This window comes from Pantoea sp. B623, from assembly GCF_024814475.1.
Taxonomy (GTDB): domain Bacteria; phylum Pseudomonadota; class Gammaproteobacteria; order Enterobacterales; family Enterobacteriaceae; genus Pantoea; species Pantoea ananatis.
This window is the reverse complement of record NZ_JANUXM010000004.1, coordinates 1,528,822-1,553,492: the sequence shown is the minus strand read 5'-3', so window position 1 is coordinate 1,553,492 and position 24,671 is coordinate 1,528,822. Positions and strand designations below refer to the sequence as shown.

Below are 24,671 nucleotides of genomic sequence, written 5' to 3'. Positions count from 1 at the left end.
AGAGAATTGTAAAGAGCGCGAATAAATTTTTACCTTTGCCTAAAACTTTTCGAGGAACTTCGCGCTAAAACATTTATCTCAACATTCGACCACAGCAATGGTCAGTATATCCATCATTGTGAGATACCAAAATGAAAAAAACCTCGTTAATGTTAAGCGCTCTGGCGCTTAGTCTTGGCATGGCACTGACCCCTGTGAGTGCTTTCGCTGCGGAGACATCCTCTTCCGTTTCATCTTCCCCAAGCCAGCCGTTGCCAAGCCTTGCCCCCATGCTGGAGAAGGTGATGCCTTCCGTTGTGAGCATCAGCGTGGAAGGCAGTACAACGGTCAAAACGCCGCGTATGCCGCAGCAGTTCCAGCAATTTTTTGGCGATAATTCGCCTTTCTGTCAGGACGGTTCTCCGTTCATGGGCTCGCCGCTGTGCCAGGGCGCGGGCGGGAGCGGCGGCGGTGCGCCTGCAGGCCCGGATACGCAGCAGCAAAAATTCAGAGCGCTGGGTTCTGGCGTGATCATTAACGCAGAAAAAGGCTATGTGGTAACCAACAACCACGTGGTCAACGATGCGACGAAAATTCAGGTCAAACTGAGCGATGGTCGTAGTTACGACGCCAAAGTCATCGGCAAAGATCCCAGCTCGGATATAGCGCTGATTCAGCTGGAAGGCGCGAAAAATCTGACCGCCATTAAAATGGCTGACTCTGATAATTTGCGCGTTGGCGATTATACCGTAGCAATCGGTAACCCCTATGGTCTGGGCGAAACCGTAACCTCGGGCATCGTGTCGGCGTTGGGACGCAGTGGTCTGAACGTTGAGAACTATGAAAACTTTATCCAGACCGATGCCGCGATTAACCGCGGTAACTCGGGTGGCGCGCTGGTGAACCTCAACGGTGAGCTTATTGGTATTAACACCGCGATTCTGGCCCCAGACGGCGGCAACATTGGTATTGGTTTTGCCATCCCCAGCAACATGGTGAAAAACCTGACCGCACAGATGGTGGAGTATGGTCAGGTGAAACGCGGTGAGCTGGGTATCATGGGAACAGAGCTCAACTCTGAACTGGCTAAAGCGATGAAGGTCGATGCGCAGCGCGGCGCCTTTGTTAGTCAGGTCGTGCCCAATTCCGCCGCAGCGAAAGGCGGTATTAAAGCGGGTGACGTGATCGTTTCTATGAACGGCAAGCCGCTCACCAGCTTTGCCTCACTGCGCGCTGAAGTCGGCTCTTTACCGGTAGGCACGACGCTGAAGCTGGGCCTGCTGCGTGATGGCAAACCGCTGGATGTCTCCGTGCAGCTGCAGCAGAGCACCCAGGACAAAGTGCAGTCCGCTACGATTTACACCGGCATTGAAGGTGCAGATCTGAGTAATAACGCAGGCAAAGAGAAAGGCGTGCGGGTCGATAGCGTGAAAGCGGGCAGTGCGGCGGCAAGAGTGGGTCTGAAAAAAGGCGACCTGATTCTTGGCGTCAACCAGCAGCCGGTGACCAACTTAGGGGAACTACGCAAGATCCTCGATACCAAACCACCGGTGCTGGCGCTGAATGTGCAACGTGGCGACACATCGCTCTACCTGCTGATGCAGTAATCACTGCTTGATGCTTATCAGGCGGACTTCGGTCCGCCTTTTTTATGGCACAGATCACAAATGTGATGCCTGCCGCATTTCTGCCAAAGCCGGCGCGGCTATGGGCGAATGCATAATGTTCTCCGCGTGTCACACGGCTATTCTGTCCTTCCTCTCATATGACTCAGGAGATAAGGATGGCTACCTGTCATCTCGACGCGCGGCTGGCGCAGGAAATTGTTGCGCGCACCATGAAAATCATTGATGGCAATGTCAACGTGATGGATGCGCGTGGGCGAATCATTGGCAGTGGTGACAGGGAGCGCATCGGGGAGTTGCATGAGGGCGCGCTGTTGGTGTTGTCTCAGGGGCGCATCGTGGATATCGACGATGCTGTGGCAAAACATCTGCACGGCGTGCGGCCAGGCATCAACCTTCCGCTACGTATTGACGGGGCGATCGTGGGCGTCATTGGCCTGACAGGCGAGCCGGGCGCACTGCGTCACTATGGCGAATTAGTCTGTATGGCGGCAGAGATGATGCTGGAGCAGGCCCGACTATTACATATGCTGGCTCAGGACAGCCGACTGCGTGAAGAGCTGGTGCTCAACCTGATAAGAAGTGATGCGCTGACGCCACAGCTGACAGAGTGGGCACAGCGCCTGGGGATCGATCTTAATCAGCCCCGCGTGGTGGCAGTGATCGAAGTCGACAGCGGGCAGTTAGGCGTGGACAGCGCCATGTCTGAATTACAGCAGCTGCAAACCTTACTCACCACCCCCGTTCGGGATAACCTGATAGCCATTGTGTCGCTAACCGAAATGGTCGTACTGAAACCGGCATTAAACACACACGGACGTTACGACCGTCACGATCATCGCAAGCGGGTTGAGCAACTGATGCAGCGAATGAACGAAAGCGGTCATCTGCGCATGCGTATTGCGCTGGGCAACTTCTTTACCGGTCCGGGCAGCATCGCCCGCTCTTACCGCACTGCGCGCACCACCATGGCCGTTGGAAAGCAGCGCATGCCAGACGTCCGCAGCTATTTTTATCAGGATCTGATGCTGCCGGTATTACTGGACAGTTTACGCGGTGGCTGGCAGGCGAACGAGCTGGCACGTCCGCTGGAAAAACTGAAAAGCATGGACAGCAACGGTTTACTGCGCCGGACCTTAAGCGCCTGGTTCAGCAATAACGTCCAGCCCGGCGCAACATCACGCGCGCTGTTTATTCATCGTAATACGCTGGAGTATCGACTGAATCGGATCGCTGAGTTAACCGGACTGAACCTTGGTCATTTTGACGATCGATTACTGCTGTATATTGCGTTACAGCTGGATGAGCAGGGCTGATGACGCTGCTTATGAAACCATGAGGACGCCCGATGCGTATATTGCCCGCCATACTTTGCCTGCTAATCGTTACGTTTACCTGCCAGGCACGGCCTGACAGCCTGATTTTTCTCTCTACTGATGCCCTGATGAATACCCGGCAGGCTTTGCAGAATCATCAGGCGAGCACACTGACGGAACAGGCCTGGCGTCAGCTGCAACATCAGGCAGAAAAGGCGCTCAGCCAGCCCGATCCCAGCGTGATGGATAAGGGGCTGATGCCGCCCAGCGGATCGCGGCATGACTATCTGAGCCTGAGCGCCTACTGGTGGCCGGACGGAAAGCAGAAAACGGGGTTGCCCTGGATTCGTCGGGATGGTGAGATTAATCCCGACACGAAAAATAACCAAACCGACGGCGTGCGGCTGGCGCGCTTTAGCGCAGATGTACAGACACTCTCGCTGGCCTGGTTCTTTTCTGGCGATGCACGCTATGCCAGCAAAGCACAATCGATGATCCGCCACTGGTTTATCGATCCTGCCAGCCGTATGAATCCAAACCTGAATTATGCCCAGGGGATTCCAGGCAGGACGCCTGGCCGTCATGATGGCGTACTGGATGGGCGCTATTTTGCGACCCGCATTGTTGATGCGCTGGTGCTGTTGCGCCAGTCACCCGGCTGGCGCGACAGCGACGAGGCGGCGTTACATCGCTGGTTCAGTGACTATCTTAGCTGGCTGCAGACCAGCCAGCTGGCGCAACAGGAGCGGGATGCCCCAAATAATCATGGCAGCTGGTACAGCGTACAGGTTGCCGGTATTGCCGCTTACCTGGGCAAAAACACGGTGATCGCTGATATGTCGGCGCTGGCCAAACGAAAAATTGATGGGCAAATACAGAAAGAGGGGACTCAGCCACTTGAGCTGGCGCGAACCCGCTCCTTTCATTACAGCGTCTTTAATTTGCAGGCGCTAACCGCTATCGCGGCGTTAGCTTCTCAGCGTGGGCTGGACGATCTCTGGCACTATCAAAACAAGCAGGGTGGCTCGCTACTGGCGGCGCTGGATTATATGGCGCCCTTTAGCGATCCATCACGCCGCTGGCCGTGGAAAACCCGCGAACGCCAAAGCGAGCGGTTAATCCCCTTACTGCTGTTGGCTGACGTCACACTTAAGTCAGAACGTTACCAATCCTGGATTGATCGTCCTGAATGGCGTACCGGCTCAGCAGAGGTGCTACGTGATGTGGTGTTACTCAGGCGATAGCCGCGCAGATTGCCAATAAAAAAGGCCAGACGCGTCAAGTGAATCACACTTAATGCGGCTGGCCTGATGTAAATCTGAAATAATTAACGGCCGCTGCGGGTCAGTTTTTCCAGATCGGATTCAATTTCGGCGATTTTATGGGAAACGACGCCTTCAAGATGACGCAGATCATCAAGGATTTTACGTTTCAGATCGACTTCCACCTGATCGCGCTGGCAGATCTGGTCCAGTTCATCGATCACATAACGCAGGTTCGGGCTGATTTCCTGCACTTCGCGATAGCCTTGTGACGCGTTATCAGCAACGACGGTCTTGCGCTGGCGAGGATATTTAAATTTCACGCTTTTGGCGAAAAATTCACCTTTATCTTTGCGGAAATAAATTTTCAAAATATCGTTATTCGCTTCCTGACGCAGGCTGTAGCGATCGATATCGTCAGGGTTACTAATGCCTAAGCTCTTAATATTGTCATACATAATTATTTTCCACCAAATGATAGGCGCGCAGAATTGTTCATGACTTAATGACTATAGACATAAATAACATGAATCAGTGCGCAACAGGATTTAACTGGCGCGAATTATGACCTGGATGAAAAGTAAACGCACCTGTTGGTTCGTGTAGAAAAACAACATTACCCGTAACAGCTGTAAACAAAAGATGACGGGCTGCCGTACAGCCCGTCCGACAGATTAGTCGATCGTACGCAGCAGTTCATTGATGCCGGTTTTCGCCAGCGTTTTCGCATCAACTTTTTTCACAATGACTGCGCAGTAAAGGCTGTAGCTGCCATCTTTAGACGGCAGGTTACCGGATACCACGACCGAGCCGGCAGGCACGCGACCGTAGTGGATTTCGCCGGTTTCGCGGTCATAAATTTTGGTGCTCTGACCGATATAAACACCCATTGAAATCACGGAGCCTTCTTCAACGATCACGCCTTCAACGATTTCAGAACGTGCGCCAATAAAGCAGTTATCTTCAATGATGGTGGGGTTGGCCTGCAGCGGCTCGAGTACGCCACCGATTCCTACACCACCGGATAAATGTACGTTTTTACCAATCTGCGCACAGGAACCGACGGTTGCCCAGGTATCAACCATTGTGCCTTCGTCCACAAAGGCGCCGATGTTCACGTAGGAAGGCATCAGAACCGTGTTGCGCGCAATAAAAGCCCCTTTGCGAACGGCAGCGGGCGGCACCACGCGGAAGCCGGCTTCTTTGAAGCGCGCATCGTCCCAGTCGGCAAACTTCATTGGCACTTTGTCGTAAAAACGGGTTTCAGCCCCTTCCATCACCTGATTGTCATTAATGCGGAAAGAGAGCAGAACGGCTTTTTTCAGCCACTGATGCGTTACCCATTCGCCGTCGATTTTTTCAGAAACGCGCAGTTCACCACTGTCCAGTTTGGCGATAACCTGATTAATCGCCTCGCGGGTTTCAGTATCCACACTGGTCGGGGTGATGTCAGCGCGACGTTCGAAGGCAGATTCAATAACACTCTGTAACTGTTGCATATTTTTTCCTGATCTGTCATTTGTGGTGCCAGCCAGTGACCGGCACGGGTAAAAAGTTGATGTTCACAAATTGAAGCGGGTCACACTTTATCGTTTGGATTAAGGGCTTCTGTCAACCGTTGTTGCAACGTCTGACGCATTTCCTCATCCAGTGCCTTGCGTTCGCTATTGGCTAAAATAAACAAATCTTCCACGCGCTCGCCAATGGTGCTGATGCGCGCACCATGCAGAGAGACGCCGAGATCGGCAAACACTTCCCCCACGCGCGCCAGTAAACCGGGCTGATCCAGGGCTACCAGCTCCAGATAACTGCGGCGATCGGTGTGAGTTGGCAGGAAATTAACTTCGGTATCCACGCTAAAGTGCTTAAGCCTGGCGGCCTGACGGCGGGTGCGCGGTGGCACCCACTCTCTCTGGGTTATCGCCTGCTCCAGCGCCTGAATGATCATCGCATGACGATCGGGCGACAGGGGACTGCCATCCGGCTCCAGTACAATAAAGGTATCCATCGCCATGCCATCGCGGCTGGTAAAAATTTGCGCATCATGCACGCTGAGGTTGCGACGATCCAGCTCTCCTGCCACGGCGGCGAACAGGTGCGGGCGATCGGGACTCCAGATAAAAATTTCGGTCCCGCCGCGCGTTGCCTGCGGGCTGACCAGCACCAGCGGTTGATTAAGATCGTGTCCCAGTAAGTGGCGGGCATGCCAGGCAATCTGGTTGGGCGTATGGCGCAGAAAATAGTCGGCGCGACAGCGATTCCAGATGTGATGTAACCGCTCTTCATTGATGTTGTCCATACGCAGCAGCGCCAGCGCCTGCAGGCGGTGATGACGTACGCGTTCCCGCAGATCCGGACTGTTTTCCATGCCGCGACGCAGCTGTTTTTCGGTGGCGAAGAACAACTCTCGCAGCAGACTTTGCTTCCAGCTGTTCCACAGGCTCTCATTGGTGGCACAGATATCAGCGACTGTCAGGCACACCAGGTAACGCAGTCGGTTTTCGTTCTGCATGACCTCGGCGAACTGCTGAATCACCGTGGGGTCCTGAATATCACGACGCTGCGCGGTCACGGACATTAACAGATGATGCCGTACCAGCCATGCGACAAGCTGCGTTTCACGCGAGTTAAGGCCGTGCATCTCGGCGAACTCCAGCGCATCCTGCGCGCCAAGAACAGAGTGATCGCCGTTACGTCCTTTCGCAATGTCATGCAGCAGCGCCGCCATCAGCAGTAACTCTTGCTGAGGCAGGCGCGGCCAGAGTTCAACGCATAAAGGATGTTGTGGACGCGTCGCTTCGTTGGCAAAACTTTCCAGCTTCTGAAGAACCCGAATGGTGTGCTCATCCACGGTATAGGCGTGGAACAGGTCAAACTGCATCTGCCCAACAATCTGACCCCAGAGCGGCGTATAGGCCCAGAGTACGCTATGGCGATGCATCGGAACTAATGCACGACTGACCGCACCGGGATGACGCAGGATCGACATAAACAGACGGCGTGCTTCAGGCAACTGACAGAGCGGCTGCTTAAGGTGGCGACGTGTGTGGCGCAGGCGGCGCAGCGTGGTCGAATAGATCCCTTTGATGTTGTCATTGCGTACCATGACGTAAAACATGCGCATTATCGCCTGAGGCTCCCGATCAAACAGCGTTTCATCGCGCAGATCGATCAGGTTACCCCGTAGCTGAAAGTCATCATCAATAGCGCAGGGTTTTTCATTGGTAGAGAGGGCCAGAATGGCTTCATCGAACAACTGCAGCAGCATCTGGTTCAGTTCGCCGATACGACGCGTGACGCGATAAAAATCCTTCATCATGCGTTCAACCGGCTCGTTGCCTTCGCCCTGATACTGAAGGCGCTGGGCAACGCTAAGCTGGCGATCGAACAGTAGCCGGTTGTCGTAACGCGGCAGCAACAGATGCAGCGCAAACCGAATCCGCCAGAGAAAGGCCTGGCATTCATTCAGTTCGGCGCGTTCGGCGTCGGTCAGAAAGCCAAAGCCCACCATCTCGTCGAGCGTTGTCGCGCCAAAGTGTCGTCGCGCAACCCACTGTAACGTATGAATATCACGTAAACCGCCCGGGCTACTTTTAATATCCGGTTCCAGGTTGTAGCTGGTACCGTGATAGCGCGTATGACGCTCTTGTTGCTCTTCAATTTTGGCGGCAAAAAAGCGGGACGACGGCCAGAAGCCATCGCTAAAGACATTTTTCTGCAGTTCGAGGAACAGCGCGACATCACCGGCCAGCATCCGCGCTTCAATCAGGTTGGTCGCCACCGTCAGGTCGGATAAGCCTTCCAGCAGGCACTCTTCCAGGCTACGCACGCTGTGGCCCACTTCCAGTTTGAGATCCCACATCAGCGTCAGCAGCGCGCTGGCGCTTTGGGCGGCCTCTTCGTTAAGCGGCTGGCGGCTGAGAATCAATATGTCAATATCGGAAAGCGGGTGAAGCTCACCCCGACCATAACCCCCGACAGCAACCAGAGCGATGGATTTCATCCTGTCGAAGCCAAAGTAACGCCACAGGCGACGCAGAAGGCGATCGATAAACAGGGTTCGGGCATGAATCAGATTCTCTGCCGCCTCACCGCTATCAAAGGCCGCCGCCAGGTGCTGTTGAAAGCACTCCAGGCGCTGCTTGAGTATTTCACGTGATAGCTGATCGTCCTGCCACTCGCCAGGCGAATCATTCAGACCGTTTTTCACTTCTTGCGACAGGCTCATGCAGCGTTCTCATCAGTAACCATAAAAAAACCGGCAGAGCGCCGGCCTTTTATCAGGGGAGGAATTACGCCTGGTTAACTAACACCGCGGGAAGGGTGTCGTCTTTACGCAGGGTTAAAATCTCACAGCCGTTATCCGTCACCACAATAGTATGCTCGTACTGCGCCGACAAGCTGCGATCTTTGGTTTTCACCGTCCAGCCATCTTTCATGGTACGAATGCGATAATCACCGGCATTCACCATCGGTTCCACGGTAAAGGTCATGCCGGCCTGCAGGACGACACCGCTGTCGTCTGCATCGTAGTGCAGAACCTGTGGCTCTTCATGAAAGCCCTTGCCAATGCCATGACCGCAGTATTCACGCACCACTGAGAAGTCATTCGCTTCAACATATTTCTGGATAGCGCGGCCCAGCTCGCGCAGGCGAATACCCGGCTTCACCAGACGCAGTGATAAATAAAGGCTTTCCTGAGTGACGCGGCACAGGCGCTCACCCTGGATCGTCGGCTTGCCGACGATAAACATTTTCGAGGTATCGCCGTGGTACTCGTCTTTAATCACGGTCACGTCGATGTTAACGATGTCGCCATCTTTCAACGGACGATCGTCGCTCGGAATACCGTGACAGACCACTTCATTTACCGAGATGCAGACGGATTTCGGAAAACCGTGGTAACCCAGGCAGGCAGAAATCGCCTGCTGATGCTGCGTAATGTGTTCGTGGCAGAGACGATCCAGTTCACCCGTGGTCACGCCAGGCTGCACATGGGGTTCGATCATTTCTAACACTTCGGCGGCGAGGCGGCCAGCGACGCGCATTTTTTCGATTTCTTCGGGGGTTTTAATTGAGATTGCCATTAAATTATTCCGCTGCTGCTGAAATTTTCAGCGATAATGAATGCTGTGCTCTCATGTTAACAGCAAGCCAAAAGGGCTGCCAAACAGAGAACGCACCACAGGCCGTAAGCGAACATTTATTGGCGTCCAAAGCGTGATTGTGGTATAAAGCGCGCCGACGATTCTCTGTATGGCCGTTAAGGTCAGCGGGAAACGCAATAATCTCACTATGTGTAATAAAACACACATGTATCGACACATACGCCGGGGTGCCTTGAAAGAGGTCGGTTGTATGGGATACATGGAGGCCCAACCCCAATTAAACTAGAGGTAGTAATCATGGCAACTGTTTCCATGCGCGATATGCTCAAGGCTGGTGTTCACTTCGGTCACCAGACCCGTTACTGGTGCCCAAAAATGAAGCCATTCATTTTCGGTGCGCGTAACAAAGTTCACATCATCAACCTTGAGAAAACTGTACCAATGTTCAACGACGCTCTGGCTGAGTTGACCAAAATCTCTTCCCGTAAAGGTAAGATTCTGTTCGTTGGTACTAAGCGCGCTGCTGCCGAAGCGATCAAAGAGTCTGCACTGAGCTGCGACCAGTTCTTCGTAAACCACCGCTGGTTGGGTGGCATGCTGACCAACTGGAAAACCGTTCGTCAGTCTATCAAACGTCTGAAAGAGCTTGAGACGCAGTCTCAGGACGGCACTTTCGACAAACTGACCAAGAAAGAAGCGCTGATGCGCGCTCGTGAACTGGCCAAGCTGGAAAACAGCCTGGGCGGTATCAAAGACATGGGCGGTTTGCCGGATGCACTGTTTGTTGTCGATGCTGACCACGAACACATCGCAATCAAAGAAGCAAACAACCTGGGTATCCCAGTATTTGCTATCGTTGATACTAACTCTGATCCAGATGGCGTTGATTACGTTATCCCAGGTAACGACGATGCGATCCGTGCTATCAACCTGTACCTGACTGCCGTTGCGACCACCGTTCGCGAAGGCCGCTCTCAGGATCTGGCTGAGCAGGCTGAAGAAGCGTCTTTAGAAAACGCTTAATTAAGGTTTGCTCTGCATAAGAGCCCTTAGCATTCAGATGTGATCTGTAAGGGGCCAAACATGGCCCCTTTATTTTATCCAAGTCTGTTACGCCCCTGTTCAGGACGGCGGGACAGAGTAAATTTTCCGCAAATAAGTACCTTCTGATGCACTTGTGCTCAGGTACGAACCGAGGATTCTGGAATGGCTGAAATTACCGCTGCATTGGTAAAAGAACTGCGTGAGCGTACTGGCGCAGGCATGATGGACTGCAAAAAAGCGCTGACTGAAGCGAGCGGCGACATCGAGCTGGCGATTGAAAACATGCGTAAGTCTGGCGCAATTAAAGCAGCGAAAAAAGCGGGTAACGTTGCTGCTGATGGCGTAATCAAAACCAAAATCGTTGGTAACTACGGTGTGATTCTGGAAGTGAACTGCCAGACTGACTTCGTAGCAAAAGACGGCGGTTTCCAGGCGTTTGCTGATAAAGTTCTTGACGCTGCTGCGGCTGACCGCATCACCGACGTTGAAGTGCTGAAAGCACAGTTCGAAGAAGAACGTGTTGCCCTGGTTGCTAAAATCGGCGAGAACATCAACATTCGTCGCGTTGCTCTTCTGGAAGGCGAAGAACTGGGCAGCTACCTGCACGGCGCACGTATCGGCGTTCTGGTTTCTGCCAAAGGCGCTAACGAAGATCTGATCAAACAGATCGCAATGCACGTTGCGGCAAGCAAACCTGAGTTTGTTAAGCCAGAAGACGTTTCTGCGGAAGTGGTTGATAAAGAATACCAGGTTCAGCTGGACATCGCGATGCAGTCTGGTAAGCCAAAAGAGATCGCAGAGAAGATGGTTGAAGGCCGTATGAAGAAATTCACCGGCGAAGTCTCTCTGACCGGTCAGGCATTCGTTATCGATCCAAGCAAAACCGTTGGCCAGGCGCTGAAAGAGCAGGGCGCTGACGTGATCAACTTCATCCGCTTTGAAGTGGGCGAAGGCATCGAAAAAGTTGAGACTGATTTTGCTGCTGAAGTTGCAGCAATGTCCAAACAGTCTTAATGATCTGAAAGAACCGCCAGATGGCGGTTCTTTTTTGTCTGCCACAGGCAAAAGATACGTTTTCAGTTTCATCCCAATAGTAATTCTTTTGCTCTAAGCGGATGATTGATCGGAATTACTTCTTATTCATCATATCTTCCAGGACGAATTGACCATGGCGACCAACGCAAAACCTGTTTATCAACGTATCCTGCTAAAACTCAGTGGCGAAGCACTTCAAGGTGCAGAGGGTTTTGGTATCGACGCGAGCGTGCTTGACCGCATGGCTCAGGAAGTCAAAGAACTGGTCGAGCTGGGTATCCAGGTGGGCGTTGTGATTGGCGGCGGTAACCTGTTCCGCGGAGCCGGCCTGGCGCAGGCGGGCATGAACCGCGTCGTGGGTGACCACATGGGGATGCTTGCTACGGTAATGAACGGCCTGGCGATGCGTGATGCACTGCACCGCGCATACGTCAATGCCCGTCTGATGTCCGCGATTCCCCTCAACGGCGTTTGCGATAACTACAGCTGGGCAGAAGCCATCAGCCTGTTACGTAATAACCGTGTGGTTATCTTTTCTGCGGGTACGGGTAATCCTTTCTTCACGACGGATTCAGCCGCCTGTCTGCGTGGTATTGAAATCGAAGCGGATGTGGTGCTGAAAGCCACGAAAGTTGACGGTGTTTACTCGGCCGACCCGGTGAAGCACCCTGATGCAACGCTGTATGAAAAACTGACTTATGCGGAAGTGCTGGATCAAGAGCTTAAAGTGATGGATCTCGCCGCGTTTACGCTGGCGCGCGATCACAAACTGCCAATCCGCGTTTTCAATATGAACAAACCTGGCGCATTGCGTCGCGTAGTGATGGGTGAAAAAGAAGGTACCCTGATTACGCATTAATACCCGAGGCGAGATAAAATAAGGTATATTCTGTCAGTGCGGTAATGTTTAGCCGTGCACCAGTCAGGATTATCGATGATTATCGATCCCGCTTCCGGTGATGCCGGAACTGGCCAGGTCAAACCGAATCCAAGGGTTTTAACGTGATTAACGACATTAAAAAAGATGCTGATACGCGCATGGACAAATGCGTCGAGGCATTCAAAACCACTATCAGCAAGGTACGCACAGGCCGTGCTTCACCTTCTCTGCTCGACGGCATTATCGTTGAATATTACGGTACGCCGACGCCACTGCGTCAGCTGGCTTCCGTTACCGTTGAAGACTCCCGCACGCTGAAAATCAACGTGTTTGATCGCTCTCTCGGCCCGGCCGTTGAAAAAGCGATTATGGCGTCCGATCTTGGCCTCAATCCAAACTCAGCGGGTTCGGACATTCGTGTTCCGCTCCCTGCGCTGACGGAAGAGCGTCGTAAAGATCTGATTAAAATCGTACGCGGTGAAGCCGAGCAGGGACGTGTGTCTGTACGTAACGTTCGTCGCGACGCCAACGATAAAATCAAAGCGTTGCTGAAAGATAAAGAAATCAGCGAAGACGACGAACGTCGTTCGCAGGACGAAATCCAGAAAATGACCGATGCGCACATCAAGAAAGTTGATGCGGCACTGGCCGAAAAAGAAGCGGAGTTGATGGACTTCTGATTCCATCATCGCCGACCAAAACGCCGTACAGAGAGGCATTCTGACAGAATGTCACCTCTGGCGGCGTTTTACATTGTGCCCCACGCTTTCACCTCTACATGGACAGCATTATGAAGCGATTAACTCTGCTCGGTTCAACCGGTTCGATAGGCACCAGCACGCTGGCAGTCGTCAGTGCCAATCCTACGCGCTATCAGATCACCGCGCTGGTTGCCGGTAAAAACGTGGCCCTGATGGCTGAGCAGTGCGTACAGTTCCAACCCCGCTATGCGGCGATGGCAGACGAAGAAGCCGCTACTGCGCTACGTGAGCGACTGAGAGCATTGAAGGTGAAGACTGAAGTGCTCTCCGGCGTTCAGGCAGCCTGTGAACTGGCCGCGCTGGATGAGGTTGACCAGGTGATGGCGGCGATTGTAGGCGCCTCAGGTTTACTGCCCACGTTGGCAGCGATTCGCGCGGGTAAAACCGTCCTGCTGGCGAATAAAGAATCCCTGGTGACGTGCGGCCGTTTATTTATGGAGGCGGTGCGTCAGCATAAGGCGCAGCTGTTGCCGGTAGACAGCGAGCACAATGCGATTTTTCAGAGTTTGCCCGCTACCATCCAGCATCAGTTAGGTTACGCTGACCTGCAGAATAACGGCATTGAGTCGATTATTCTTACGGGATCGGGTGGCCCTTTTCGTGACACAAATTTAGCGGATCTGCGCAATATGTCGCCAGATCAGGCTTGTGCACATCCGAACTGGTCAATGGGGCGTAAAATCTCGGTTGATTCGGCCACCATGATGAATAAAGGTCTTGAATACATTGAAGCTCGTTGGCTGTTCAACGCCAGTGCCGCGCAGATGGAAGTGATTTTGCACCCCCAATCGGTGATCCACTCCATGGTGCGTTACTGCGATGGCAGCGTGCTGGCACAGTTAGGTTCACCTGACATGCGAACCCCTATCGCCCACAGTATGGCCTGGCCAGCGCGTATTCACGCTGGGGTCACACCGCTGGACTTTACCCGCATGTCGGCGCTGACGTTCTCAGAACCTGATTTTGGCCGTTACCCCTGTCTTAAACTGGCAATTGATGCCTGCGAGGCCGGGCAGGCGGCCACCACCACGCTTAATGCTGCCAATGAGATCGCCGTGGCGGCGTTCCTGAATCAGCGAATTCGTTTTACCGATATCGCAGCGTTAAACAGCGCAGTGCTGTCATCGCAGCACGGCCAGGAACCGGATTCAGTGGACGCTGTCATCGAAATCGATCGTATGGCACGCGCCGCTGCGACCGAAATGTTGCCACGCTTCACGGCATAACAACGATTGCGTTGAGGCTATTTGTTCGCTTCAGGTGAAAATGTTATAGTCGCTGGCTCGCGTTTAACGGTCTGTCACCAAATTCGGTGTGGCCTGGCAGACAGTGCCGGGATTTGTACCGGGCGCAATGTATTCAGAAACCACAGCATTTCTGATGAAAGGAATTGATTACGCGTTATGTCGTCTGAAAATCACAACAACACCGATGACCAACAGGGAACCGGTCCACGCCACGTCGCTATCATTATGGATGGCAATGGCCGTTGGGCTAAGAACCAGGGAAAACTGCGTATCTCCGGTCACAAAGCGGGCGTGAAATCAGTACGTCGCGCCGTTAGCTTTGCCGTCAGTAATAATCTTGAAGCATTAACGCTTTACGCCTTTAGTAGCGAAAACTGGAGCCGTCCTGCGCAGGAAGTTACTGCCTTGATGGAGCTGTTTGTCTGGGCGCTGGACAGTGAAGTGAAAAGCCTGCACAAGCATAATGTTCGCTTACGCATCATTGGCGATATCAGCCGCTTCAGCCCCCGCATTCAGGAACGTGTCCGTCGGGCAGAAGCGCTGACGGAGAATAACGATCGACTCACGCTAAACATTGCTGCGAACTACGGCGGGCGATGGGATATTATCGAAGGCGTTAAAAAGTTGGCTGAACAGGTTCAGGAAGGCTTGTTACGCCCTGATCAGATAACCGAAGAGAGCCTGACGTCGCAACTGTGCATGAACCAGTTGGCGCCAGTGGATTTAGTGATAAGGACCGGGGGAGAGCATCGGATTAGCAACTTCCTGTTGTGGCAAATTGCCTATGCGGAATTCTATTTTACTGATGTGCTCTGGCCGGATTTTGATGAACACGTTTTTGAAGGTGCACTGAATGCATTCTCTCTGCGGGAGCGACGCTTTGGCGGCGCTGCACCAGGCGGCGCCTGAGCAATCTGGGGGTAACCTTTGCTGAAGTCTCGTCTGATCACCGCGCTGATTCTCATCCCGCTGGTGATCGCTGCATTGTTCTGGTTACCGCCTGTTGGCTTTGCAATTATTACGATTATTATCTGTATGCTTGCCGCCTGGGAATGGGGGCAGCTGTCTGGTATGGCATCGCGTCAGCAACGGATCTGGCTCGCGCTGATATGCGGTCTGGCTCTGACGCTGATGCTGTTTACGCTTCCTCCCTACGAACATAACGCGCACCTGCCGCAGGTGGCGGGCTGGCTGTGGGCCTCACTGGCCTGGTGGATTGCCGCGCTGTTACTGGTTCTGTTCTATCCTGCCTCTGCTGCGTTATGGCGGACTTCCCGACCCTTGCGTCTGCTGTTTGGTGCGTTAACGGTCATTCCTTTCTTCTGGGGCATGATGGCGCTCCGCCAGTATCATTACGAAGCCGATCACTTTGCCGGTGCCTGGTGGCTGCTGTTTGTTATGTTTCTGGTATGGGGTGCCGATTCCGGTGCCTACATGTTCGGCAAACTGTTTGGCAAACATAAGCTGGCGCCAAAAGTGTCGCCCGGTAAAACATGGGAAGGTTTTCTGGGCGGACTGATCTCTTCTGCGCTGATTGCCGTCCTGTTCGCCAGTTTTGCGCCGCTTTCCGTTCCCACCGGCACGCTGGTGATCTGCGCCGTGATTTCCACCCTTGCTTCGGTACTGGGCGATCTGACGGAAAGCATGTTTAAACGCGAGGCCGGTATCAAAGACAGCGGGAGCCTGATTCCCGGACATGGCGGTATTCTTGACCGCATCGACAGCCTGACAGCAGCAGTGCCGGTATTTGCCTGTTTATTGCTGTTGGTGTTTCAGACACTTTAAGGGCAAACGACGATGTTAAGCGTAATCTGGAGTTTTGCCGCATTTATCATTGCACTGGGCGTGTTAATCACCGTGCATGAGTTTGGCCATTTTTGGGTGGCGCGGCGTTGCGGTGTGAGAGTAGAGCGCTTTTCTATCGGCTTTGGCAAGGCGTTATGGCAACGCCGCGATCGTCACGGCACCGAATTTGTGATTGCGCTCATTCCACTTGGCGGTTATGTCAAAATGCTGGACGAGCGGGTAGAAAGCGTTCCCGCCGAGCTTCGGCACCAGGCGTTTAACAATAAAGCGATTTGGCAGCGCGCGTCTATTATTGCTGCCGGCCCGATTGCCAATTTCCTGTTTGCTATCTTTGCCTACTGGGTCGTGTTCATCCACGGCGTGCCGGGTATTAAACCGGTAGTTGGTGAAATTCTGAACGGTTCGGTCGCCGCAGAAGCGCAAATTACACCCGGGACGGAACTTAAGGCCGTTGACGGTATCGAAACGCCTGACTGGGAAGCTGTGCGCATGGCATTGATCGGTAAAATCGGTGATGCCAGCACAACGTTAACAGTGGGTCGTTTTGGCGAACAGGGGACGCAGCAAAAACAGGTCGATTTGCGCAACTGGCAGTTCGAACCTGATAAGCAGGACCCTGTCGTCGCGCTGGGAATTCGTCCCCGGGGCCCGCAGATTGAAACGACCCTGGCTGAAGTGCAAAAGAATTCGCCTGCCAGTGCAGCCGGTTTGCAAGCTGGCGACAGGATCGTTAAAGTCGATGGTCAGTTATTATCGCAGTGGCAGCCTTTTGCTATCCAGGTTCGGGATAACCCAGGAAAAAGTATTGCTCTTGAGGTCGATCGCAACGGTGACGCGGTGCAGTTAACCCTGACGCCCGAAGCGAAACCTGGGAACAAAGCACAAGGGTTTGCGGGGGTGATTCCCCGAGTCGTACCGCTGCCAGACGAGTATAAAACGGTAAGACAATATGGTGCGTTTTCAGCCATTGGTGAAGCCAGTGTAAAAACCTGGCAGTTAATGAAGCTGACCGTCTCTATGTTGGGCAAGTTAATAACCGGCGATGTGAAGCTGAACAACCTGAGCGGCCCGATTTCGATTGCGCAAGGTGCAGGTTTGTCAGCCGAGTATGGAATGATTTACTACCTGATGTTCCTGGCGTTGATTAGCGTCAACTTAGGGATCATCAACCTGTTCCCGCTACCGGTTTTAGATGGTGGGCACTTGCTCTTCCTTGCGATTGAAAAGATCAAAGGGGGACCGGTGTCCGAGCGAGTTCAAGACTTTAGTTACCGCATCGGTTCAATACTGCTGGTGATGTTAATGGGGCTTGCACTTTTCAATGATTTCTCACGTTTGTAACCGCTGGAACGCGAGCTTACGTGGGATGTGTTAGGAAAACGCATAATAACGATGGCGATGAAAAAGTTGCTCATAGCGTCGCTGCTGTTTAGCAGCGCCACCGTTTACGGTGCAGACGATTTCGTGGTGAAGGACATTCATTTCGAAGGGCTGCAGCGAGTCGCCGTCGGCGCGGCTCTGCTGAGCATGCCAGTTCGGGTTGGCGATACGGTGAATGACGATGACGTCAGAAATACCATTCGCTCCCTGTTCGCAACTGGCAACTTTGAGGATGTTCAGGTCCTGCGAGATGGTAATACGCTGATTGTTCAGGTCAAAGAACGTCCCACCATCGCCAGCATTACCTTCAGCGGTAACAAAGCGGTTAAAGACGATCAGCTCAAACAAAACCTTGAAGCCTCAGGCGTGCGCGTCGGCGAAGCGCTGGACCGCACCACCATCTCTTCGATTGAGAAGGGCCTGGAAGACTTCTACTACAGCGTGGGCAAATACACCGCCAGCGTTAAAGCCGTAGTCACACCGCTGCCGCGTAACCGCGTCGATTTGAAACTGGTGTTTACCGAAGGTGTTTCTGCCAAAATTCAGCAGATCAATATCGTCGGTAACAAAGCTTTTAGCTCCGACGAGCTCATTTCCCGCTTCCAGTTGCGTGACGAAGTGCCGTGGTGGAACGTGGTGGGCGACCGTAAATACCAGAAGCAGAAACTGGCGGGCGACCTTGAAACCCTGCGCAGCTTCTATCTGGATCGGGGTTATGCGCGTTTCAACATTGATTCGACGCAGGTCAGCCTGACGCCGGATAAGAAAGGCATCTACATCACCGTGAACATTACCGAAGGCGATCAGTACAAGATTGCTGGCGTAATCGTCAACGGCAGCATGGCGGGTCATTCGGCCGAAATCGAACATCTGACCAAAATTCCGGCGGGCGAGCTGTATAACGGCACGAAAGTCACGTCGATGGAAGATGACATTAAGAAACTGCTGGGTCGCTACGGCTATGCCTATCCACGTGTTGTGACACAGCCTGAAATTAACGATGCGGATAAAACCGTTAAGCTGCACATCAACGTCGATGCGGGTAACCGCTACTACGTGCGTAAAGTGCGCTTCGAAGGAAACGATACATCAAAAGATGCCGTACTGCGTCGTGAAATGCGTCAGATGGAAGGCGCCTGGCTGGGCAGCGACCTGGTCGATCAGGGCAAAGAGCGTCTGAATCGTACGGGCTATTTTGAAACCGTTGACGTGGATACGCAGCGCGTTCCCGGCTCACCTGACCAGGTTGACGTGGTCTATAAAGTTAAAGAACGCAATACCGGTACCTTTAACTTTGGCGTCGGCTACGGTACAGAAAGTGGCGTGAGTTTCCAGGTCGGTGTTACCCAGGATAACTGGCTCGGCACCGGTAATACCGTGGGGATTAGCGGCACTAAAAACGATTACCAGACCTATGCAGAATTCTCCCTGACCGATCCCTACTTTACCGTTGACGGTGTGAGTCTGGGCGGCCGGGTGTTCTACAACAACTTTAAGGCCAGCAACGCCGATCTCTCCGGCTATACCAACAGAAGTTACGGTACAGACGGTACATTGGGCTTCCCAATCAACGAGAACAACTCGCTGCGCGTCGGTCTGGGCTATGTCCATAACGACCTGTCAGACATGCGTCCACAGGTTGCGATGTGGCGTTATCTTGACTCGGTCGGTAAGCCACAGCAGTTGAACAGCAACGGCGACTTCTCTGCTGACGACTTCACCTTTAACTATGGTTGGACCTATAACACGCTCGACCGTGGTTTCTTTGCCACCTCAGGTAACCGTACTAACCTGAACGGCAAAGTCACGATTCCGGGTTCAGATAACCAGTTCTACAAAATGACCCTGGACAGCCAGCAGTATGTTCCGATCAATAAAGATCATACCTGGGTTGTGTTAGGTCGCGGTCGTGTGGGCTACGGTGACGGCATTAGCGGTAAAGAGATGCCGTTCTATGAGAACTTCTACGCCGGCGGTTCGAGTACCGTGCGCGGATTCCAGTCCAATACCATCGGTCCGAAAGCCGCTTACCTGAACAATGGTTCGTCATACTGTAACCTGAGCGATCCGAACGGTATCTGTAAGTCGAGCGATGCAATCGGGGGTAACGCGATGGCGATTGCCAGCCTTGAGCTGATCACGCCAACACCGTTCCTGAGTGAGAAATATTCGAATTCCGTCCGCACTTCGCTGTTTGTGGATGCGGGTACGGTCTGGGATACTAAATGGCAGAACACGGCGGAGACGCGCGCTGCCGGTATTCCTGACTACAGCGATCCGAACAACATTCGCGTTTCGACCGGTGTGTCTTTACAGTGGATGTCACCGCTGGGGCCGTTAGTCTTCTCCTATGCCCAGCCGGTTAAGAAAGTTGAGGGAGATAAGTCAGAGCAGTTCCAGTTTAACATTGGTAAAACCTGGTAATGTTCTGTACAGGGATGTTAAAAAATTAGCTTGCACACGTGGGGCATTGCTATGCTCCACGCTGCAAACATACATGTTGAGGGTAAGGAGTTTATAGTGAAAAAGTTGTTATGTGCAGTTACTCTGGGTGTTGCATTGGCTGCTTCTGCTGGCGCACAGGCGGCGGATAAAGTCGCAACTGTGGATCTGAGCCAGGTTTTCCAGAAATCACCTCAGCGCGCGACTATCACCAAGCAGCTCGAGAGTGAATTCCAGGGCCGCGCGGCAGAACTCCGTTCTCAGCACGACAAAATCCAGCAGGAAATGCAGGATCTGCAGCGTAACGCGCCAACCATGAAGGCGAGCGAGCGCAGCAAGAAAGAGAAGCAGATTGACTCTGAGCGTAATGCTTTCCAGGCAAAAGCCGACGCGTTTGAGAAAGACAACCAGACCCGTCAGGTTCAGGAGCGTAATAAGCTGCTGGAAAAAATCCAGACTGCTGTTCAGTCGGTTGCCAAAAGCGGCGGCTATGACCTGGTGCTGAATTCTCAGGCTGTGCTGTATTCGGGTTCTGATGTTAAAGACATCACCGATGAAGTTGCGAAGCAGGTTAAATAATCGATGTCATCAATTCGACTGGCTGATTTAGCCCAGCAGTTGGATGCAGAATTGCACGGAGATGGCGATATCGTCATCTCCGGCATTGCTTCTATGCAATCCGCCACCACTGGTCAAATCACGTTTCTTGCCAACAGCCGTTACCGCGAGCAGCTCGCCCTGATCCAGGCTTCAGCCGTGGTGCTGACGGAAGCGGATCTGGAGTGGTGTAAAACCGCCGCGCTGGTTGTTAAAAACCCCTATCTTACCTATGCGCGAATGGCGCAGTTACTGGATACGACGCCGCAGCCTGCGCAGCACATTGCGCCGAGCGCCGTGATCGATTCCAGCGCCAGACTGGGTGAGAATGTGTCCATCGGCGCCAATGCCGTTATTGAGTCCGACGTGGTACTCGGTGACAACGTGGTCATCGGCCCAGGCTGTTTTGTGGGCAAAAAAACCCGTATCGGCAACGGCTCGCGTTTATGGGCTAACGTCTCGGTTTACCATGAGGTGCAGATTGGTCAGGATTGTCTGATTCAGTCCGGCACAGTGATAGGTTCAGATGGGTTCGGTTATGCTAACGATCGTGGCAACTGGGTGAAAATCCCGCAGTTGGGTTCGGTCATCATTGGCGATCGGGTCGAAATCGGTGCCTGTACCACCATCGATCGTGGTGCGCTGGATAACACTCTGATCGGCAATGGTGTTATCATAGATAACCAATGTCAGATTGCTCACAACGTGGTTATTGGCGACAATACTGCGGTTGCTGGCGGTGTGATCATGGCGGGTAGTTTGAAAATTGGTCGTTATTGTATGATTGGCGGTGCCAGCGTCATTAATGGCCATATGGAAATCTGTGACAAAGTAACCGTAACCGGCATGGGCATGGTTATGCGTCCGATAACAGAACCTGGTGTATACTCCTCAGGCATTCCATTACAGCCCAACAAAACCTGGCGCAAAACTGCAGCGTTGGTGATGAATATCGATGAACTAAGCAAACGCTTAAAAGCAATCGAGCGGAAAGTCGGCAAAGACGACTAGACGCCATCCCATGACAGACCGGCTTTCATAATAACAGTGTTAAGCAGGGAAGCCAGGCGCCACGGAACCTATTTGCGGCCTGCCAACGATCATGATGATCGGTGCAGGCCGTGTTATTGATGTCATCAGATTTTTAGGACAGGAAGAGTATTTTGACTACTGAAACTCATACTCTGCAAATTGAAGAGATTTTAGAGCTGCTGCCGCACCGTTATCCGTTTCTGCTGGTAGATCGCGTGCTGGATTTTGAAGAAAACAAATATCTGCGCGCCGTAAAGAATGTCTCCTTTAACGAGCCGTTTTTCCAGGGGCATTTCCCTGGTAAACCGATTTTTCCCGGCGTTCTGATTCTGGAAGCGATGGCACAGGCCACCGGCATTCTGGCATTTAAAAGCGTGGGTAAACTGGAGCCAGGCGAGCTTTATTATTTTGCTGGCATTGATAATGCCCGTTTCAAGCGTCCGGTCGTACCGGGCGATCAAATGATTATGGAAGTGACCTTCGAGAAAACCCGCCGTGGTCTGACTCGCTTCAATGGCGTAGCGACTGTCGACGGTAAAATCGTCTGTGAAGCGACCATGATGTGTGCCCGTAGCCGGGAGGCATAACTCGTGATTGATCCAACCGCCAACATCCATCCCAGTTCAGTCATCGAAGACGGGGCTGTTATCGGCCCCGGCGTTCATATTGGTCCTTTCTGTTTTGTCGGGGCGAATGTCGAGATTGGTGAGGGAACCGTCCTTAAGTCACACGTGGTGGTAAACGGCCATACGCGTATCGGTAAAGACAACCAGATCTATCAGTTTGCTTCTATCGGTGAAGTGAATCAGGATCTGAAATACGCGGGTGAACCCACCCGTGTTGACATTGGCGATCGTAACCGTATTCGTGAAAGCGTGACCATTCATCGTGGCACGACTCAGGGCACAAATGTCACGGTTGTCGGCAGTGACAATCTGTTGATGGTTAACGTCCATATCGCGCATGACTGTGTCATTGGCAACCGCTGCATTATGGCCAACAATGCGACACTAGGCGGCCATGTCACTGTCGACGATTTCGCCATTATTGGCGGCATGACGGCCGTGCACCAGTGGTGCACCATTGGCGCACATGTGATGGTTGGTGGTTGTTCAGGCGTGGCTCAGGATGTGCCGCCCTATGTCATTGCGCAAGGCAACCATGCCACGCCATTCGGTATCAACATTGAAGGCCTGAAGCGCCGTGGCTTCAGCAAAGAAACACTGCACGCTATCCGCAACGCCTACAAGTTACTTTATCGCAGCGGCAGAACGCTGGATGAAGTCAAACCGGAAATCGAGGCGATTGCTCAGCAGCACAGCGAAGTGCAGCCTTTCTTTGATTTCTTTGCTCGTTCAACTCGTGGATTAATTCGCTAATTCATGTCAGCGCGTCCCCTTACGATTGCCCTGGTCGCCGGAGAAACCTCTGGCGATATCCTTGGCGCAGGCCTGATTCGGGCATTAAAAGCGCGTCATCCTGATGCCCGTTTTGTTGGCGTCGCGGGTCCGCTAATGCAGGCCGAAGGTTGCGAAGCCTGGTACGAGATGGAAGAGCTGGCGGTGATGGGCATTGTGGAGGTGCTGGGGCGGTTACGGCGTTTATTAAGTATTCGTCGCGATCTTACGCAGCGCTTTACCGCGCTTCAGCCTGACGTCTTTGTCGGTATTGATGCGCCGGATTTCAACATCACGCTGGAAGGCCATCTCAAACGCGCAGGCATTCGCACCATTCATTACGTCAGCCCCTCTGTCTGGGCCTGGCGACAAAAGCGCGTCTTTAAAATCGGCCGCAATACCGATCTGGTATTGGCGTTTCTGCCGTTTGAAAAAGCCTTCTACGACCGTTTCAACGTTCCCTGTCGCTTTATTGGTCATACCATGGCGGATGCCATGCCGTTACAGCCCGATAAGGCCGCCGCTCGCCGCCATCTTGGCATAGACGAGCACGCGCTCTGTCTGGCACTGCTTCCCGGCAGCCGGGGTGCCGAAGTCGAAATGCTGAGTGCGGATTTCCTTAAAACCGCACAGCGTCTGCGTACGCACTATCCGGCGCTGGAAATTGTCGTGCCCCTGGTTAACGCTAAGCGCCGCGAACAGTTTGAAAAAATTAAAGCGGAGGTCGCGCCTGAGCTGCCGATGCACCTGCTGGATGGTCAGGGCAGGGAAGCCATGGTGGCAAGTGATGCTGCGCTACTGGCTTCGGGAACGGCGGCGCTGGAGTGCATGCTGGCAAAATGCCCGATGGTGGTTGGCTACCGCATGAAGCCGTTTACCTTCTGGCTGGCTAAACGACTGGTCAAAACGGATTACGTCTCTTTGCCGAATCTGCTGGCCGGGCGCGAACTGGTCAAAGAGCTGTTGCAGGATGAATGTCAGCCTGAGGCGCTGGCCGCGGCGCTGGATCCGTTGCTGCATGCCAGTCGTGAACGTGAAACGCTGCTGAACACCTTTTATGAACTGCACCAGCAGATCCGCTGGAACGCTGACGAACAAGCCGCAGATGCGGTGCTGGAGCTTGCCAATGGCTGATTTTATCTATCCTGCCGCCGGTTGTATTGCCGGGGTGGACGAAGTCGGGCGCGGGCCATTAGTCGGGGCCGTTGTGACCGCCGCCGTGATCCTCGATCCCGCGAATCCTGTTCCCGGCCTGGCAGACTCCAAAAAACTGTCAGAAAAACGCCGTCTCGCGCTGTTTGATCAAATCAAAGAGAAAGCGCTCGCCTGGAGCCTGGGGCGCGCAGAACCGGACGAGATCGACAATCTTAATATCCTGCACGCCACGATGCTGGCGATGCAGCGCGCGGTCGCTGGCCTGTCCATCACGCCAGACTTTGTGCTGATTGACGGCAATCGCTGTCCGGCGTTGCCGATGCCTTCTCTGGCGGTGGTGAAGGGCGACAGCCTGGTCGCCGAAATCAGTGCCGCCTCCATCATCGCCAAGGTCACGCGCGATCGTGAAATGGCAGAGCTGGATTTGTTGTTTCCGCAGTATGGTTTTGCGCAGCATAAAGGTTATCCTACGGCGTTACACATGGAAAAATTGACGCAGTACGGTGCAACCCCTCATCACCGCCGCAGCTTTGCGCCGGTGCGTAATGCGCTGATTGATGCCGATGTACTGGCGAGCAGCCTGACCACGCTGCGCTAATCCGAAC

22 protein-coding genes are annotated in these 24,671 nt (G+C 53.3%); 18 read left to right on the top strand and 4 right to left on the bottom strand.

Annotated elements, in window-relative coordinates; genetic code table 11:
• Nucleotides 1-131: 131 nt before the first annotated feature.
• The 3 genes from degP to NXS97_RS09180 all read left to right on the top strand — a co-directional run bounded on the left by degP (nucleotide 132) and on the right by NXS97_RS09180 (nucleotide 4,164).
• Nucleotides 132-1,586: a serine endoprotease DegP gene (degP, locus tag NXS97_RS09190; RefSeq protein WP_013024679.1), complete on the top strand. Its 1,455-nt coding sequence runs from the start codon at nucleotides 132-134 to the stop codon at nucleotides 1,584-1,586.
• A gap of 176 nt (nucleotides 1,587-1,762) precedes the next feature.
• Complete coding sequence (locus NXS97_RS09185; RefSeq protein ID WP_014606551.1) at nucleotides 1,763-2,920, top strand: CdaR family transcriptional regulator; 1,158 nt, start codon at nucleotides 1,763-1,765, stop codon at nucleotides 2,918-2,920.
• 32 nt (nucleotides 2,921-2,952) lie between these two features.
• Nucleotides 2,953-4,164 (top strand): alginate lyase family protein, encoded by a 1,212-nt coding sequence (locus NXS97_RS09180; RefSeq protein WP_014592956.1) that lies wholly within the window; start codon nucleotides 2,953-2,955, stop codon nucleotides 4,162-4,164.
• A gap of 83 nt (nucleotides 4,165-4,247) precedes the next feature.
• Here NXS97_RS09180 and NXS97_RS09175 read toward each other — a convergent pair whose 3' ends face one another.
• The 4 genes from NXS97_RS09175 to map all read right to left on the bottom strand — a co-directional run bounded on the left by NXS97_RS09175 (nucleotide 4,248) and on the right by map (nucleotide 9,269).
• Complete coding sequence (locus NXS97_RS09175) at nucleotides 4,248-4,640, bottom strand: DUF3461 family protein (protein ID WP_006117754.1); 393 nt, start codon at nucleotides 4,638-4,640, stop codon at nucleotides 4,248-4,250.
• Between the two features lie 216 nt (nucleotides 4,641-4,856).
• Complete coding sequence (gene dapD, locus NXS97_RS09170) at nucleotides 4,857-5,681, bottom strand: 2,3,4,5-tetrahydropyridine-2,6-dicarboxylate N-succinyltransferase (RefSeq protein WP_014592957.1); 825 nt, start codon at nucleotides 5,679-5,681, stop codon at nucleotides 4,857-4,859.
• Nucleotides 5,682-5,761: 80 nt separating this feature from the next.
• Nucleotides 5,762-8,410: a bifunctional uridylyltransferase/uridylyl-removing protein GlnD gene (gene glnD / locus NXS97_RS09165; protein WP_042677538.1), complete on the bottom strand. Its 2,649-nt coding sequence runs from the start codon at nucleotides 8,408-8,410 to the stop codon at nucleotides 5,762-5,764.
• Between the two features lie 64 nt (nucleotides 8,411-8,474).
• Nucleotides 8,475-9,269: a type I methionyl aminopeptidase gene (gene map / locus NXS97_RS09160; RefSeq protein WP_013024684.1), complete on the bottom strand. Its 795-nt coding sequence runs from the start codon at nucleotides 9,267-9,269 to the stop codon at nucleotides 8,475-8,477.
• 318 nt (nucleotides 9,270-9,587) lie between these two features.
• On the opposite strand from map, the gene rpsB reads away from it, so the two are divergent.
• The 15 genes from rpsB to rnhB all read left to right on the top strand — a co-directional run bounded on the left by rpsB (nucleotide 9,588) and on the right by rnhB (nucleotide 24,664).
• Entirely contained in the window at nucleotides 9,588-10,313 is a 726-nt protein-coding gene (rpsB, locus tag NXS97_RS09155; RefSeq protein ID WP_014592960.1) for a 30S ribosomal protein S2, read from the top strand.
• A gap of 183 nt (nucleotides 10,314-10,496) precedes the next feature.
• On the top strand, nucleotides 10,497-11,348 hold the full coding sequence (gene tsf, locus NXS97_RS09150) for a translation elongation factor Ts (RefSeq protein WP_013024686.1): 852 nt from the start codon (nucleotides 10,497-10,499) through the stop codon (nucleotides 11,346-11,348).
• Between the two features lie 154 nt (nucleotides 11,349-11,502).
• Entirely contained in the window at nucleotides 11,503-12,228 is a 726-nt protein-coding gene (pyrH, locus tag NXS97_RS09145; protein WP_006117760.1) for a UMP kinase, read from the top strand.
• A 143-nt stretch (nucleotides 12,229-12,371) separates the two neighbouring features.
• Entirely contained in the window at nucleotides 12,372-12,929 is a 558-nt protein-coding gene (frr, locus tag NXS97_RS09140) for a ribosome recycling factor (protein WP_013024688.1), read from the top strand.
• 110 nt (nucleotides 12,930-13,039) lie between these two features.
• A complete protein-coding gene (gene ispC, locus NXS97_RS09135; RefSeq protein WP_026021067.1) occupies nucleotides 13,040-14,236 on the top strand; it encodes a 1-deoxy-D-xylulose-5-phosphate reductoisomerase in 1,197 nt (398 codons plus the stop codon).
• A gap of 177 nt (nucleotides 14,237-14,413) precedes the next feature.
• Nucleotides 14,414-15,166: a (2E,6E)-farnesyl-diphosphate-specific ditrans,polycis-undecaprenyl-diphosphate synthase gene (gene ispU / locus NXS97_RS09130; RefSeq protein ID WP_013024690.1), complete on the top strand. Its 753-nt coding sequence runs from the start codon at nucleotides 14,414-14,416 to the stop codon at nucleotides 15,164-15,166.
• An 18-nt stretch (nucleotides 15,167-15,184) separates the two neighbouring features.
• Nucleotides 15,185-16,042 (top strand): phosphatidate cytidylyltransferase, encoded by an 858-nt coding sequence (gene cdsA, locus NXS97_RS09125; protein WP_013024691.1) that lies wholly within the window; start codon nucleotides 15,185-15,187, stop codon nucleotides 16,040-16,042.
• Between the two features lie 12 nt (nucleotides 16,043-16,054).
• Nucleotides 16,055-17,404 (top strand): sigma E protease regulator RseP, encoded by a 1,350-nt coding sequence (rseP, locus tag NXS97_RS09120; RefSeq protein ID WP_116220027.1) that lies wholly within the window; start codon nucleotides 16,055-16,057, stop codon nucleotides 17,402-17,404.
• Nucleotides 17,405-17,455: 51 nt separating this feature from the next.
• Nucleotides 17,456-19,867 carry an outer membrane protein assembly factor BamA gene (gene bamA / locus NXS97_RS09115; protein WP_014592965.1) on the top strand — a complete coding sequence of 804 codons (2,412 nt, stop codon included), beginning with the start codon at nucleotides 17,456-17,458 and terminating at the stop codon, nucleotides 19,865-19,867.
• Nucleotides 19,868-19,963: 96 nt separating this feature from the next.
• Nucleotides 19,964-20,464 (top strand): OmpH family outer membrane protein, encoded by a 501-nt coding sequence (locus tag NXS97_RS09110; RefSeq protein WP_014606549.1) that lies wholly within the window; start codon nucleotides 19,964-19,966, stop codon nucleotides 20,462-20,464.
• 3 nt (nucleotides 20,465-20,467) lie between these two features.
• Nucleotides 20,468-21,493, top strand: a complete 1,026-nt coding sequence (lpxD, locus tag NXS97_RS09105; RefSeq protein WP_013024695.1) for a UDP-3-O-(3-hydroxymyristoyl)glucosamine N-acyltransferase — start codon at nucleotides 20,468-20,470, stop codon at nucleotides 21,491-21,493.
• Nucleotides 21,494-21,645: 152 nt separating this feature from the next.
• Nucleotides 21,646-22,101 carry a 3-hydroxyacyl-ACP dehydratase FabZ gene (fabZ, locus tag NXS97_RS09100; RefSeq protein ID WP_006117769.1) on the top strand — a complete coding sequence of 152 codons (456 nt, stop codon included), beginning with the start codon at nucleotides 21,646-21,648 and terminating at the stop codon, nucleotides 22,099-22,101.
• Between the two features lie 3 nt (nucleotides 22,102-22,104).
• Nucleotides 22,105-22,893 (top strand): acyl-ACP--UDP-N-acetylglucosamine O-acyltransferase, encoded by a 789-nt coding sequence (gene lpxA / locus NXS97_RS09095; protein WP_259231992.1) that lies wholly within the window; start codon nucleotides 22,105-22,107, stop codon nucleotides 22,891-22,893.
• A gap of 3 nt (nucleotides 22,894-22,896) precedes the next feature.
• Nucleotides 22,897-24,045: a lipid-A-disaccharide synthase gene (lpxB, locus tag NXS97_RS09090; RefSeq protein ID WP_013024698.1), complete on the top strand. Its 1,149-nt coding sequence runs from the start codon at nucleotides 22,897-22,899 to the stop codon at nucleotides 24,043-24,045.
• Nucleotides 24,038-24,664, top strand: coding sequence for a ribonuclease HII (gene rnhB, locus NXS97_RS09085; protein ID WP_014606548.1), 627 nt, complete (start codon nucleotides 24,038-24,040; stop codon nucleotides 24,662-24,664). Before lpxB ends, rnhB begins: the two co-directional genes overlap by 8 nt.
• The last annotated feature ends 7 nt before the right edge of the window (nucleotides 24,665-24,671 follow it).